The following is a 13,236-nucleotide window of genomic DNA, read 5'->3' on the forward strand; positions in this document are numbered from 1 at the left end:
CAGACCGCACCTTCCTCCCCTCACCCTCTCCCCACAGGGGAGAGGGGATAAAAACAAACCAACCTTACTTCTGGAGACTCTGTGATGAATAACGATATTTGTCAGCAGATAGAGAATAGTGCGCACTACAGGGAGCTCGTCGAAAAACGGCAACGGTTTGCCTTCATCCTTTCCATCATCATGCTGATTATCTACGTCGGCTTTATTCTGCTGATCGCCTTTGCGCCGCACTGGCTGGGCACCCCGCTGCATGAGGGTACCAGCGTCACGCGCGGTATTCCGATTGGGATTGGCGTGATCATCATTTCGTTTGTGCTCACGGGTGTGTACGTCTGGCGTGCGAACGGTGAATTCGATCGTCTTAACAGAGAAGTTCTGCGCGAGGTAAAAGCATCATGAAGCGAGTCCTGACGGCGCTAGCCGCCACACTTCCCTTTGCTGCCCATGCGGCAGATGCCCTTACCGGCGAGGTTCAGCGCCAGCCAACCAACTGGCAGGCGATTATCATGTTCCTGATTTTCGTGGTGCTGACGCTGTACATCACCTACTGGGCGTCGAAACGCGTACGCTCCCGTAACGATTACTACACCGCGGGCGGCAATATTACCGGCTTCCAGAACGGGCTGGCGATCGCGGGGGACTTTATGTCCGCCGCCTCGTTCCTTGGGATCTCCGCGCTGGTGTATACCTCAGGGTATGACGGCCTGATCTACTCCCTCGGGTTCCTGGTGGGCTGGCCAATCATTCTGTTCCTGATTGCCGAGCGCCTGCGTAACCTGGGGCGCTATACCTTTGCTGACGTCGCCTCCTATCGCCTGAAGCAGGGGCCGATTCGTACCCTCTCCGCCTGCGGTTCGCTGGTGGTGGTGGCACTCTATCTGATCGCCCAGATGGTCGGCGCGGGCAAACTGATCGAGCTGCTGTTCGGCCTGAACTACCACGTCGCGGTGGTGCTGGTCGGCGTGCTGATGGTGATGTACGTCCTGTTCGGCGGCATGCTGGCCACCACCTGGGTACAGATCATCAAAGCGGTACTACTGCTGTTCGGCGCCAGCTTTATGGCCTTTATGGTGATGAAGCACGTCGGGTTCAGCTTCAATAATCTGTTTACCGAAGCGATGGCGGTCCACCCGAAAGGGGAAGCGATCATGAGCCCGGGCGGGCTGGTGAAAGATCCGATATCCGCGCTCTCGCTCGGTCTCGGCCTGATGTTCGGTACCGCTGGCCTGCCGCATATCCTGATGCGTTTCTTCACGGTGTCAGATGCGCGTGAAGCGCGTAAAAGCGTGTTCTACGCTACCGGGTTTATGGGCTACTTCTACATTCTGACCTTTATCATCGGCTTCGGCGCAATCATGCTGGTGGGGGCAAACCCGGCGTTTAAAGACGCGGCGGGCGCGCTTATCGGCGGTAACAACATGGCGGCGGTGCATCTGGCCGACGCGGTGGGCGGCAACCTGTTCCTCGGCTTTATCTCTGCCGTGGCCTTTGCCACCATCCTCGCGGTGGTTGCAGGGCTGACGCTGGCCGGCGCGTCGGCGGTTTCGCATGACCTCTACGCCAACGTCTTCCGCAAAGGCGCAAGCGAGCGCGATGAGCTGAAAGTCTCCAAAATCACCGTGCTGGTGCTGGGCGTCGTCGCCATCCTGCTGGGGATTTTGTTCGAGAAACAGAACATCGCCTTTATGGTCGGGCTGGCCTTCTCGATTGCGGCAAGCTGTAACTTCCCGATCATTCTGCTCTCCATGTACTGGTCAAAACTGACCACCCGTGGGGCGATGATCGGCGGCTGGCTGGGCCTGCTGACGGCGGTGATTCTGATGATCCTCGGCCCGACCATCTGGGTGCAGATCCTCGGTCACGAAAGCGCTATCTTCCCGTATGAATACCCGGCGCTGTTCTCCATTGCCGTGGCGTTTATCGGGATCTGGATTTTCTCTGCCACCGATAATTCACCGGAGGGTAACCTGGAGCGTGAAAAATTCCGCGCCCAGTTTATCCGCTCGCAAACCGGCCTGGGCGTTGAGCAGGGCCGCGCGCACTAAGCCTTTTCTCCCCGGTCGCTCTGGCCGGGGAGCTTAAAACATCACCCACGCCACCAGCGGCGCAATCAGCACCATCGTGACGCCCGAAAGCATCATCACCAGGCTCGCGACCACGCCCTCCTGCTGTCCCAGCTCATACGAACGTGCCGTCCCCGCCCCGTGCGACGCCGCGCCAAACCCCGCGCCTTTCGCCATCCCTTCGCGAATGGAAAGCCGCAGAAACAGCACATCCCCCACTGCCATGCCGAAGACGCCCGTCACCACCACAAACAGCGCCACCAGATCCGGCTGGCCACCGAGCGGTTTGGCGGCTGCCAGCGCAAACGGCGTGGTCACCGAACGCACCGCCAGGCTGCGCTGGATTTCATCCGACAGGGTAAACAGCCGCGCCAGCCAGACCGAACTGCACACCGCCACCACCGTCGCGGTGACGACACCCGCGCTGAGCGACATCCAGTGGCGTCTGATAATGGCGAGGTTGTCATAAACGGGTACGGCGAAGGCGATGGTCGCCGGGCCGAGCAGCCACAGCAGCCAGTGGGATTCGCCAATGTAGTTCTGCCAGGAGATATGGCCGAAGACCAGCATCAGCACCAGCAGGATCGGCGTAAAGACCAGCGGCATCAGCGGCAGCGCGCGAAAGCGGCGATACAGGCGCTTGTTGGCAAAGTAGATGACGACTGTCGCAATCAGGCACAGCACGCTTATCTGAAAGTTAGTCATGCTTCTGCCTGCTGATTTCAAAGCGATACACTTTATCCACCACCCAGGCAGTGGCGCCCAGCACCATCATCGTGCTCAGGGCGATAACCGCAAAGATGCGCCAGCCGTCGACCATCAGCAGCTGGGCATAGTTCACCACCGCCACCACGGCCGGCACAAAGAACAACAGCATCTCCGCCAGCAGCCAGCGTGCGCCGGCCCGCACCCAGCTAAGGGGCAACGCGCGACAGAGGATCAGCGTCAGCAACAGCACCATCCCCACCAGGTTGGCGGGTAAAGGCAGATGCAGCCAGTCGACAAGATATTCCGCGAAAACAAACAGTCCCGCGTAAAGCAGTACCTGAACCGGTACCTGGAGTCGTTGAACAACGGCAGGCGTAACACGGCTTAACGCCACGGCCATGGGGGTTTTCCTCAGAAATGAGACGAGGCGCCAGTATAGTGAGCGTACGGTATCGACTGAAATGAATTAAAATCATCGAAGGTATAGTTTCGAGGAATAATCATGGACATAAGAACGCTGCGCTATTTTGTCGAGGTGGTTCGCCAGCAAAGTTTTACCCGCGCAGCGGAGAAGTTATTCGTAACCCAGCCAACCATCAGCAAGATGCTGAAAAACCTCGAAGATGAGCTGAACTGTACCCTACTGATCCGCGACGGGCGCAAGCTGCTGCTGACCGATACCGGTCGCGTGGTGTTCGAGCGCGGGCTGGCAATTCTGGCGGAGTTCCGCCAGCTGGAGGCCGAGCTTGGGGACATCAACCATCTGACAAAAGGGCTGCTGCGGCTCGGCATTCCGCCGATGGTCGGCATGATGATGGCCGGGCCGATAAGCCTGTTTCGCCAGCGCTATCCCGGCGTTGAGCTAAAAATTTCTGAATTTGGCGGCCTGACCGTGCAGCAGGCGGTGATAAACGGTGAACTGGACGTGGCCATGACCGCCCTTCCCGTGGAGGAGGAAAGCGGCCTGGCGACGCTGCCGCTGTTCAGCCACCCGCTGTGCGTGCTGGTGCCGCGCTCCGGCGACTGGCTGAAGATTGAATCAGTAAAACCCGAGCTGCTCGGCGAACACCCGCTGCTGATTTACAACGAAGATTTTGCCTTAAGCCGCCAGCTGATGGCGCTGTTTAACCAGCACAACGTGAAGCCGCGCATTGCGGTGCGCAGCGGCCAGTGGGATTTTCTGGCGGCGATGGTACAGGCGGGCGTGGGGATTGCCATTCTGCCGCAGCCGATCTGCGAGCGGCTGGATAAAAATACGCTGCGCTGGATCCCGCTGGAGAGCGACCTGCACTGGCAGCTGGGGATGATCTGGCGTGAAGGGGTCTATCTGTCGCACAGCGCACAGGCGTGGTTGCAATGCTGTGAGGGGTTTTGGGTACCCTCACCCTAACCCTCTCCCACAGGGAGAGGGAACCGATCGAGCACGTAGGCCCGGTAAGCGCAGCGCCACCGGGCAATTACAGCGCTACTGATTCTCTATCAACAACGCTTCCAGCAGATCCAGATCGTGCAGCAGCTTTTGCAGCGTCTCGTTGCTGATCTGCCGCGTGGCGCGCAGGTGATACAGCTCGGCACGCTCGGAGCGCAGCGCCGCCAGGCGGAAACGGCGTTCGAGGTTCTCTTCCTGCAACGAACTTTCCACGTCGTTACGTCCGTCAGCACGGCGACGCAAATTACCGATCACGCGTGAACTGACTTCCTTCAGCAGCTGGTTATCAATGTTCTCTTCGGCATCGGCGGCCAGACGCTCCTCCATCTTCTCGATGGCGACAATCGCCACTTCCGCCGTCGCCGCACGGGCAATCCGCTCTTCTTTGTGCTGTTGCGAGGAGTCCCCTGCGTCAATATGTTGCAGCAGAATCGGCAGCATAATCACGCCGACAAACAGGGAGAAGAGGATCACGCCCGCCGCCAGGAACACCAGCTCGTAGCGCGCCGGGAAGACGTCACCCGTCGGCAGCAGCAGAGGAATGGAGAGCACACCAGCAAGGGTGATCGCCCCGCGCACGCCCGCGAAAGAGGCAATCAGCAGCTCGCGCGTGGTCCACGAGCCGAACTCCATCGGCTTTTTGGTCAGGAAGCGAACGCTGAATTTCTTCATCGTCCACAGCCAGCCGAAACGCACCAGCATCAGCGCAAGGTAGATGAGCACGATATCGGTAAACAGCATCCAGACTTCAACGTTTGGATCCGCTTCGGCTGCAATCAGCGAGGATTCCATAATGCCCGGCAGTTGCAGGCCCAACAGCAGGAACACCATGCCGTTAAACACAAACTCGAGCATGGCCCAGGTACTGTTCGCACGCAGGCGCATCGCCAGCGGCGCGCGGCGCATAACGCCGGAGCGGGTGATGGTCATCCCCGCGGCTACCGCCGCCAGAATACCCGACACGCCGATGTGTTCGGCAATCAGGTAAGAGGCAAACGGCAGCAGGAACAGCAGGACGATCTGCGTAGCGGGTTCGTCGCCACCCCAGCGGCTGAGGAAGCGCAGCGAGCGTCCGTACAGCCAGCTCACCACAAAGCCCGCGAGGATACCGCCAATCGCCACCTTGAAGAATTCCAGGGTCGCACCGCCGACGGTAAAGACCATGGTGCCCATGGCAACCGCCACGGCAAACTTCAGGGCGACCAGGCCAGAGGCGTCGTTCATCAGCGCCTCGCCCTGCAAAATGCCCATGATTTTCTTTGGAATGCGCCCTTCGCCCACAATGCCGGACAGCGCCACGGCGTCGGTAGGCGACAGCACGGCGGCCAGCGCAAAGGCGGGTATGAGCGGGATCCCCGGTACGGCCCAGTAGATCAGGAAACCAATCCCGACCACGGTGACCACCACCAGCGCCAGCGCCAGGCCGAAGATCTCTCGCCCGTGCTCCAGAAATTCGCGCGTCGGCGTTTTCCAGCCATCGGCAAACAGCAGCGGCGGGATAAACAGCACGAGGAACAGTTCCGGATCGAACTCCACGTGCAGACCGAACGTCGGCCACGCCAGCAGCGCACCGATAGCTATTTGCATTAAAGGCAGGGGGACCTGGAAGGGCAGTACGCGTGTAACCACCCCGGATAATGAGACCACAAGGGTCATGATGAGTATTGTGAAGAAAATTTCCATGCGTTCCCTGTTTGCTGTGTTTCTTATATGCCAAACCTGAGGCGTCGTGCCTCTTATTCTATCCTCTCCAGAGTAACGTAAAAGGCAACAGGATGAGTCCTGAAAATAAAAACGGGCGGCCTGAGCCACCCGTTTTCGCATAAAAAGTCAATTCAGATGGCCCAGCCGCCCGCGTAAAACGCCACCAGCGCAACGGCGATGACCACGGTACCGATGTTCAGCTTACGCCACTCACCGGAGACCAGACGCCCAATCACCAGCGAGGCGAAACCGATCATAATGCCGGTCACGATGTTACAGGTCAGCACGATGAATACCGCAGTGATCAGGCCTGACATGGCATCAACAAAATCCGCGAAATCGATTTTCGCCACGTTGCTCAGCATCAGCAGGCCGACGTACATCAGTGCAGGTGCGGTCGCGTAAGCCGGCACCAGATAAGAGAGCGGAGAGAGGAACAGGATCAGCAGGAACAGCACGCCAACGGTGATGGCCGTCAGGCCGGTTTTACCGCCTGCCGCCGTACCCGCTGCGGACTCAATGTACACCGCCGCAGGCGCCGCACCCACCAGGCCAGAGAAAACGCTGCTCAGGGAGTCGGTGGTCAGCGCTTTGCCGCCGTCAATAATCTGTCCGTCTTTATCCAGCAGGTTAGCCTGACCGGCCACCGCGCGGATGGTGCCCGTGGCATCAAACACCGCGGTCATTACCAGCGCCAGCACGCTTGGCAGGATCACCGGGTTCAGCGCGCCCACAATATCCAGGCTGCCAATCAGGGAGTTGCCTTTGTCATCACTCAGCGACGGCATGGCGAAAATCCCGGAGAAATGAACGGTCGGGTCGAAGATCAGGCCGACGATGGACACGCCGATAATGGTCAGCAGAATGCCGCCCGGCACTTTCAGTTTTTCCAGGCCAATGATCACCGCCAGACCCACCAGCGACATGATCACCGGGAAGCTCGCGAAGTTACCCAGCGCAACCGGCAGGCCGTCCAGCGGGTTCTTGATGACCAGACCCACGCCGTTGGCAGCGATCAGCAGCAGGAACAGGCCAATACCGATGCCGGTGCCATGCGCCACGCCCTGCGGCAGGTTGCGCAAAATCCAGCTACGAATGCCGGTTGCTGAAATTACGGTGAACAGCACGCCCATCAGGAACACGGCGCCGAGCGCTACCGGGACGCTGATATGCTGGCCCAGCACCAGGCTGAAGGCGGTAAACGCGGTCAGGGAGATGGCGCACCCGATCGCCAGCGGCAGGTTCGCCCACAGGCCCATCACAATCGAACCCACACCCGCAACCAGGCAGGTGGCAACGAAGACCGCCGCTGGCGGGAAGCCCGCTTTGCCGAGCATGCCTGGCACCACGATGACGGAGTACACCATCGCCAGAAACGTGGTCAGACCGGCAACAACTTCCTGGCGCACGGTGCTGCCGCGAGCAGAAATTTTAAACATGGCGTCAAGTGAACCGCCGGTACGCGCAGATGGCGTAGACATAGAAAACATCCCCTGAAAATTTTTATTGAAAGTCCGTAAGCGTGGTGGAGACTCCACTGCCAGCGAAACGTCAAATCCTTGTGCTGCGTTTGCGACGAAAGGGGCGTCACAAAAAAAGCAAACGTTTAGCTCCGCGCTTACAAAACGGGTGGTCAAATGTAGGCAAACGATTATCTAGCCTAATACCCGCCCTTTTCAACTGAACTTTCTCGTTTTTCGCTAAAATTGCCTCATGACGATGAAGAATTAAGCAGAGGATGCGCAAACGTTATCGTCCATGCGCAATTTCGTTACATTTCATCCCTCGCCGGGGATTGTCAGCGGGCCGCCTTTCGCAAGCGTTGTCTGCCAGCCCGGACGTGCCTCCACTCTCTGTTTCCACGCCGCTATGTGGTCGAGATTGTCGATGCCGCCTCTCGCCAGCAGGGCGAAGAGGGGAAAACTCATCTGGATATCAGCCATGGTCAGCGTGTCGCCGGCAAACCAGCTGTTTTCGGCAAGATGATCGTTAATAAAGCGCGCATGCGTTTCCAGCTGGCGGTTGAGATACGCTTTTTGCACCCCCTGCCCCAGCGCCTTACCCAGCGTGCGCAGGCCAAACGGGACGGGTGGTTTGCCGAGGCTGTTAAACACCAGCTTCATTAACAGGAGCGGCATCAAAGACCCTTCGGCGTAATGCAGCCAGAAGCGATACTGCACTTTATGGGCGGGATCTAACGGTTTGAATCGTGACGCCGAATCGTACGTTTCCTGAAGATATTCCAGAATCGCGCCTGATTCGGCCAGCACCAGTCCGTTATCTTCCAGTACCGGGGATTTCCCCAGCGGATGCACTTTTTTGAGCGAATCCGGTGCAAGCATGGATTTCTCGCGCTGGTAGCGCACAATCTCATACGTCAGACCCAGCTCTTCCAGCGCCCAGAGGACGCGATGTGAACGAGACTGATTAAGGTGGTGGACCGTTAGCATGATGTTCTCCGGTGATTCATACTTTTTAACTATAGAAAACTGAACAACTTCACGAAAAAAATTTGGCTAAAATCTCACCGTCTCCGGTGGCAAAAACGGCGGCCGGGCATAGAATTAAAGTGTCAGTACAAACCGGAACCTCCTCCACAAGCTCGACACGAGGGGTACTGATGTCGGGGGAAACCCTCCCGTGAGCCAGCGGGATAGAGAGAAAGACAAAGACCGGAAAAAACTAAAGCGCCCTTAGTGGCGCTTTAGTTCTTTATGCTTGTTGCCGGGTGGCGGCTGCGCCTTACCCGACCTGCAAAACCGAGAGCGTAGGCCGGGTAAGCGAAGCGCCATCCGGCAAACACCTCTCAATCCTCCTCCAGCAACCGCGCCCCCGTTCCCTGCTCGCCCAGCCTGTCACCCGGGTTACGCAGCGGACAATCGCTGCGTGATAAACACCCGCAACCAATGCAGCCGTCCAGCTCATCGCGCAGGGCCACCAGCGTGTGAATACGACGATCCAGCTCTTCTCGCCACTGGGACGACAGCTGCTTCCACTCCTTCGCGCTCAGCGAGTGCCCTTCCGGCAATACGCCGAACGCGTCACCGATGGTGGCCAGAGGAATGCCGATACGTTGCGCAATTTTGATGATCGCCACGTAGCGGAGCACATCGCGGGTGTAGCGCCGCTGGTTTCCGGCGTTACGGATACTTTTTATTAACCCTTTGCTTTCATAGAAGTGGAGTGCCGACACCGCCACACCGCTTCGCTTAGCCACTTCACCGGGGGTTAACAGCGCTTTGATGCGCGGTAATCTCTTTTCCATAAAACCTCTTTACCTCAAGTTAACTTGAGGAATTATACTCCCCCGCAGAGAAAACGACGAATCAACCAGGACAGATGTCTCCACAGAGGGGTAACCTTATGTCGCATCAGCAAATTATTCAGACACTTATTGAATGGATTGATGAACATATCGACCAGCCGTTGAACATTGATGTGGTCGCTAAGAAGTCGGGCTATTCGAAATGGTATTTACAGAGAATGTTCCGCACCGTAATGCATCAAACGCTGGGTGATTACATTCGCCAGCGCAGGCTCCTGCTGGCGGCGCAGGCGTTACGCTCAACGCAGCGGCCCATTTTTGATATCGCAATGGATCTGGGCTATGTGTCGCAGCAGACCTTTTCCCGCGTCTTCCGCCGCGAGTTTGACCGTACGCCGAGCGACTACCGCCATCAGCTCAATTAATGCGTGTTAACGCAAGGGTTGCTGCTGCCAGGCCATAAATGCCTGGGGCGGCATCGCTTTCGCGAAGTGCCATCCCTGACAATACTGCACGCCACGCTTCAGCAACCAGCTCACCTGCTCCCCCGTCTCGACCCCTTCCGCAATGGTTTTCAGCCGCAGGCTTTGCGCCATCTCAATGATGTGCTCGGCAATCAGGTGGCTGGTGCTGTTGGTGGTTAAGGTATCGATAAAGGATTTGTCGATTTTCAGGATATCGACGTTCAGCGAATAGAGGTTATGCAGGTTAGAGTAACCGGTTCCGAAATCATCAATCGCCACTTCATACCCCGCCTGGCGAAACGCCTGAATGACCGGCGTGGTTTTTGGCACGTCAATAAACCCCCGCTCCGTCACCTCAATTTTGATTTGCTGCGCGCGAACCGAGTAAAAGCGGGCTTTGTCGGAGATCAGGGCGATAAGACGCGAAGAGTGAAAATCCGACGCCGACAGGTTAATCGAGACATACAGATCGGGATGAGCGGCAAGAAAATGGCCCAGATCGCTGAACACCTCCTCCACGACGTAATCCGTAATGCGCTCAATCATCCCCTCTTTTTCTGCCAGGGGAATAAATTCCGCCGGGCTCATAACCTGACCGTTGAATCCAGGCCAGCGCAACAACGCCTCTGCCCCCACGCACTGGTTATTTTTAATATCAATAATGGGCTGATAATGGACGCACAGCTGGCGTTTATTCAGCGCCCGGTGCAGAAGTCGGCCAGGCGAATTGAATTCACGGTGTGTACGCGACCACACCAGCAGAATAATAATGCTGCAAATTATCCCCAGCGGTAGCGTCAGGGTAGCCTGATGATAAAGCGTTTTATAAAAACGGGCGCTGGAGGTTGAAACGATGGCCGCAATCGGCCGCTGCCCGGATTTCACGATCGTATAAAAACGGTCACCTTTCTGAAAAGTCGTTTCCTGATGTCGAAGCATCGAATGCAATAAAGAAATATTGGCTTTCTGGCTTACAGAAAAGAATGCATTGCTGACGGTGTCATACACCCCCCACGACAGGGAACGATCGTCTGACATCACCTCACTGTACGAAAGCGGGTTGACCACTGCGACATAATTTCCGCGCTGCATATATATCATTTTATAACCATCAAAAAATGGCGTATCGCGAAAATAATAGATAGCAACGTCGGGTTTACGTGTGTAATTGGCAGCGGGAATGGTGTAAGGATGATCCGGCGTAAAAAGGGTCGAGCAGAGAAACGACTGGCCTTCAGCATAAATTAAATCGGCAACAAAAAGACGACCGCGGGAAACGTTCAACATATATTGACGATGCTCCGGCGTACACACTTTTCCCTGATATTTTTCCGCGTCTTCCCGGGCCAGATCAACCTGTTGAATAACCCGTTCAGTTTTGTTTAAAGCAAGTTCAGCAAACGTGCGCAGCTGGGCGCTGATTTCCGACACGGCTCTAAGCTGGGCAAACCATAGCGCAAGCATCACCGGCAGCATAACTACCATGATAATCCCGACCACTTTGAGCATGTTGCGCAGCGCGCTACGATTCATTTCCCGCTCTGTATCCCTGCATGTTGTACGCCTGTAGCAATGAAGACCGGCTGCTTTGATAAACAGGTGATTACGTTGCATGAATCATGGGAAGTTAGCAACTGACTTTTGGTATTAAAAATCCTAAAATTCGTGATGCCGATAATATTTTCCCGTAAGCCAAACTAAAAGTATTCATTTCGTTTCTGATAAGGAAAATAATTACCCGCGACAGGTGTGGAAAATTCGCTGGCTGAAATAGCCTGCTCTTTGTTCTTATGCTGATTTATAAATAATCAGACGCCAGGACCGTTTTTCCTCTTCCCGTACGCTTGGCGTCATATAATGCCTTATCGGCACGCATCAGTATGGCAGAAGTATCCCGTTGCCCCTGACAGACTTCAACCACCCCGGCGCTGAAAGAGAGTACCAGCGTTTTATCGCCCACACGCAGCGGTTTTGAGATCAGCGCGGCACGCAGCCGGGAAGAGAGCAACGTAGCGGCCATACCATCCGTGTGCGCCAGCAGAAGAACAAACTCTTCGCCCCCCACCCGTCCCAGCGCCGACCCGGCCGGGCTCACCTCGCGAATACGGTCGCAAAAGTGGATCAATGCCGCATCGCCAACCTGATGTCCCCACCGATCGTTGATCTGCTTGAAATAATCGAGATCGAACATCAGGAGACAGAAGTGGCTACTGACATCCTGCGGCGAACTGGCTGCCAGCGCTATTTTGAGACGCTGTAAGATTGTCGAGCGATTCAGACAGCCCGTCAGATCGTCCGTGGTGGCTTTGACGGTCAGCTGCTGTTCTGCTTTTTTACGTTCGGTGATATCCAGGCCAATGTTGAGAATGGAGTTATCCGGCAAAAGGATGTTTGACCAGAGAATGGTTAACTGCGTCCCGTCTTTACGCACCGGGTGCCATTCGTACATATCCTTAAGTGGTGCGAAACGAACCGACTCCTGCACGCGCTGTCGCTCCTCAGGATCCGGGTAAAACAGGGCCAGCGGATCGGGATGCTCGCCGATTTCAGTCATACTCCAGCCAAAGACTTTTTCGCATTCGGCATTCCACAATACACACCGGTTATGCCTGTCAAAGGCGTTCATTAATACCGGAGCACGCTCAAATAAGGTTTTATATTGCGTGACGACGCGCTGCATTTCCTGCGCCGTTTTTTCCCGCACGATGATGTCATCAAAATAATCTTTTAGCTTCTCAACCAATACCACCACGATATTTTTCAATATCGGCAACGAGGTCAGTTTTTCATTAAAAGCCAAAAAGAAATAACCACTGCACTGTCTGCCATGCGCTGAGAATTTACACAGCACGCCGCTTTGCAGCCGCGCATAGCCTGGGTGCTGAGGGGAAAATACCGCCCGGCCAATATGCTCTTTCCAGTAGATCACCCGCCAGGCGCGGTGATGCCGCTGCAACAGGGTGCTGGCAAGAAAATCCGCCACGTTAAAGGCGTGACACGTCACGTCGCCGGCACAAACCACGCGCGGCCCGTCTGCGGATTCGACACTGACCCATGAGAGATTTGCCCCCAGTGCGCTGTTGATAATTTCCAGCATTTCAACCGGAGAACACTGCGCGTTGAGTTGCGGCATCAGCTTCGCCAGGGCGTGCAGCGCCTGCATGCTGTCGTTAATAATCTCGCGTCTTTTTTCTTTCATTATCTTTTCGCAGGTCATTAATCGAGAGAGCAACCGCAATAATTCATATCTGAATAAAAGAATAAGACCACGAAATCAAAGAGCATGCCGAGTGTAAAACAAAGAATACAAAATCCAAAAAAGTCAATTAATTCAATGCGATGAATTATTTTTGCGGGTACATTTATTGTTCCACACAAGCATAATCCATAGATATACTGCTGTAAACGCTATACAGCCGATGGCGTTTTGCAAAGGTTTTACTATCTGGATGAAATAAAAATAAAAATTCCGACCAGACGTCGTTCTGAGCGACGACGATATATTTTCCCCGGCAATAATCCCACTTTTACCTCACGCGGATACTGGCGAATAAAACAGCAAATGTGATATAGTTCACACATCTTATGTAACGAGAAACATTG

The 13,236-nt window shown here is 55.7% G+C and carries 12 protein-coding genes; 4 read left to right on the top strand and 8 right to left on the bottom strand.

Going from position 1 to position 13,236, the window contains the following annotated elements:
* The first annotated feature begins 84 nt into the window (after window positions 1-84).
* Window positions 85-399, top strand: a complete 315-nt coding sequence (locus tag SK54_RS00235; protein WP_017382635.1) for a DUF485 domain-containing protein — start codon at window positions 85-87, stop codon at window positions 397-399.
* Window positions 396-2,045 carry a cation/acetate symporter ActP gene (gene actP / locus SK54_RS00240; RefSeq protein WP_017382634.1) on the top strand — a complete coding sequence of 550 codons (1,650 nt, stop codon included), beginning with the start codon at window positions 396-398 and terminating at the stop codon, window positions 2,043-2,045. Before SK54_RS00235 ends, actP begins: the two co-directional genes overlap by 4 nt.
* Before the next feature lie 33 nt (window positions 2,046-2,078).
* Here actP and SK54_RS00245 read toward each other — a convergent pair whose 3' ends face one another.
* Both SK54_RS00245 and SK54_RS00250 read right to left on the bottom strand, forming a co-directional pair.
* Complete coding sequence (locus SK54_RS00245) at window positions 2,079-2,768, bottom strand: LrgB family protein (RefSeq protein WP_015570195.1); 690 nt, start codon at window positions 2,766-2,768, stop codon at window positions 2,079-2,081.
* The gene (locus SK54_RS00250) at window positions 2,761-3,171 is read right to left on the bottom strand and encodes a CidA/LrgA family protein (protein ID WP_017382632.1); all 411 of its coding nucleotides are present in this window, start codon (window positions 3,169-3,171) and stop codon (window positions 2,761-2,763) included. Before SK54_RS00250 ends, SK54_RS00245 begins: the two co-directional genes overlap by 8 nt.
* A gap of 102 nt (window positions 3,172-3,273) precedes the next feature.
* On the opposite strand from SK54_RS00250, the gene SK54_RS00255 reads away from it, so the two are divergent.
* Window positions 3,274-4,161, top strand: a complete 888-nt coding sequence (locus SK54_RS00255) for a LysR family transcriptional regulator (protein WP_045334738.1) — start codon at window positions 3,274-3,276, stop codon at window positions 4,159-4,161.
* Between the two features lie 75 nt (window positions 4,162-4,236).
* On the opposite strand, the gene SK54_RS00260 is transcribed toward SK54_RS00255, so the two are convergent.
* The 4 genes from SK54_RS00260 to soxR all read right to left on the bottom strand — a co-directional run bounded on the left by SK54_RS00260 (window position 4,237) and on the right by soxR (window position 9,169).
* Complete coding sequence (locus tag SK54_RS00260) at window positions 4,237-5,883, bottom strand: Na+/H+ antiporter (protein WP_003860270.1); 1,647 nt, start codon at window positions 5,881-5,883, stop codon at window positions 4,237-4,239.
* Window positions 5,884-6,035: 152 nt separating this feature from the next.
* Window positions 6,036-7,385 carry a guanine/hypoxanthine transporter GhxP gene (gene ghxP / locus SK54_RS00265; RefSeq protein WP_006810466.1) on the bottom strand — a complete coding sequence of 450 codons (1,350 nt, stop codon included), beginning with the start codon at window positions 7,383-7,385 and terminating at the stop codon, window positions 6,036-6,038.
* A 297-nt stretch (window positions 7,386-7,682) separates the two neighbouring features.
* Complete coding sequence (locus tag SK54_RS00270; RefSeq protein WP_017694715.1) at window positions 7,683-8,354, bottom strand: glutathione S-transferase family protein; 672 nt, start codon at window positions 8,352-8,354, stop codon at window positions 7,683-7,685.
* Between the two features lie 356 nt (window positions 8,355-8,710).
* Window positions 8,711-9,169: a redox-sensitive transcriptional activator SoxR gene (soxR, locus tag SK54_RS00275; protein WP_003860275.1), complete on the bottom strand. Its 459-nt coding sequence runs from the start codon at window positions 9,167-9,169 to the stop codon at window positions 8,711-8,713.
* A gap of 98 nt (window positions 9,170-9,267) precedes the next feature.
* Here soxR and soxS point away from each other — a divergent pair, with 98 nt between their 5' ends.
* A complete protein-coding gene (gene soxS / locus SK54_RS00280; protein WP_003860277.1) occupies window positions 9,268-9,594 on the top strand; it encodes a superoxide response transcriptional regulator SoxS in 327 nt (108 codons plus the stop codon).
* Window positions 9,595-9,600: 6 nt separating this feature from the next.
* Here the strand turns inward: soxS and SK54_RS00285 are convergent, their stop codons facing one another.
* Both SK54_RS00285 and SK54_RS00290 read right to left on the bottom strand, forming a co-directional pair.
* Window positions 9,601-11,166 carry an EAL domain-containing protein gene (locus tag SK54_RS00285; protein ID WP_015570189.1) on the bottom strand — a complete coding sequence of 522 codons (1,566 nt, stop codon included), beginning with the start codon at window positions 11,164-11,166 and terminating at the stop codon, window positions 9,601-9,603.
* Between the two features lie 265 nt (window positions 11,167-11,431).
* Window positions 11,432-12,832: a sensor domain-containing diguanylate cyclase gene (locus SK54_RS00290; RefSeq protein WP_032103688.1), complete on the bottom strand. Its 1,401-nt coding sequence runs from the start codon at window positions 12,830-12,832 to the stop codon at window positions 11,432-11,434.
* Between the last annotated feature and the right edge of the window lie 404 nt (window positions 12,833-13,236).

Origin of the sequence: Enterobacter sp. MGH120 (assembly GCF_001037725.1) — a bacterium.
Lineage (GTDB): Bacteria > Pseudomonadota > Gammaproteobacteria > Enterobacterales > Enterobacteriaceae > Enterobacter > Enterobacter hormaechei_C.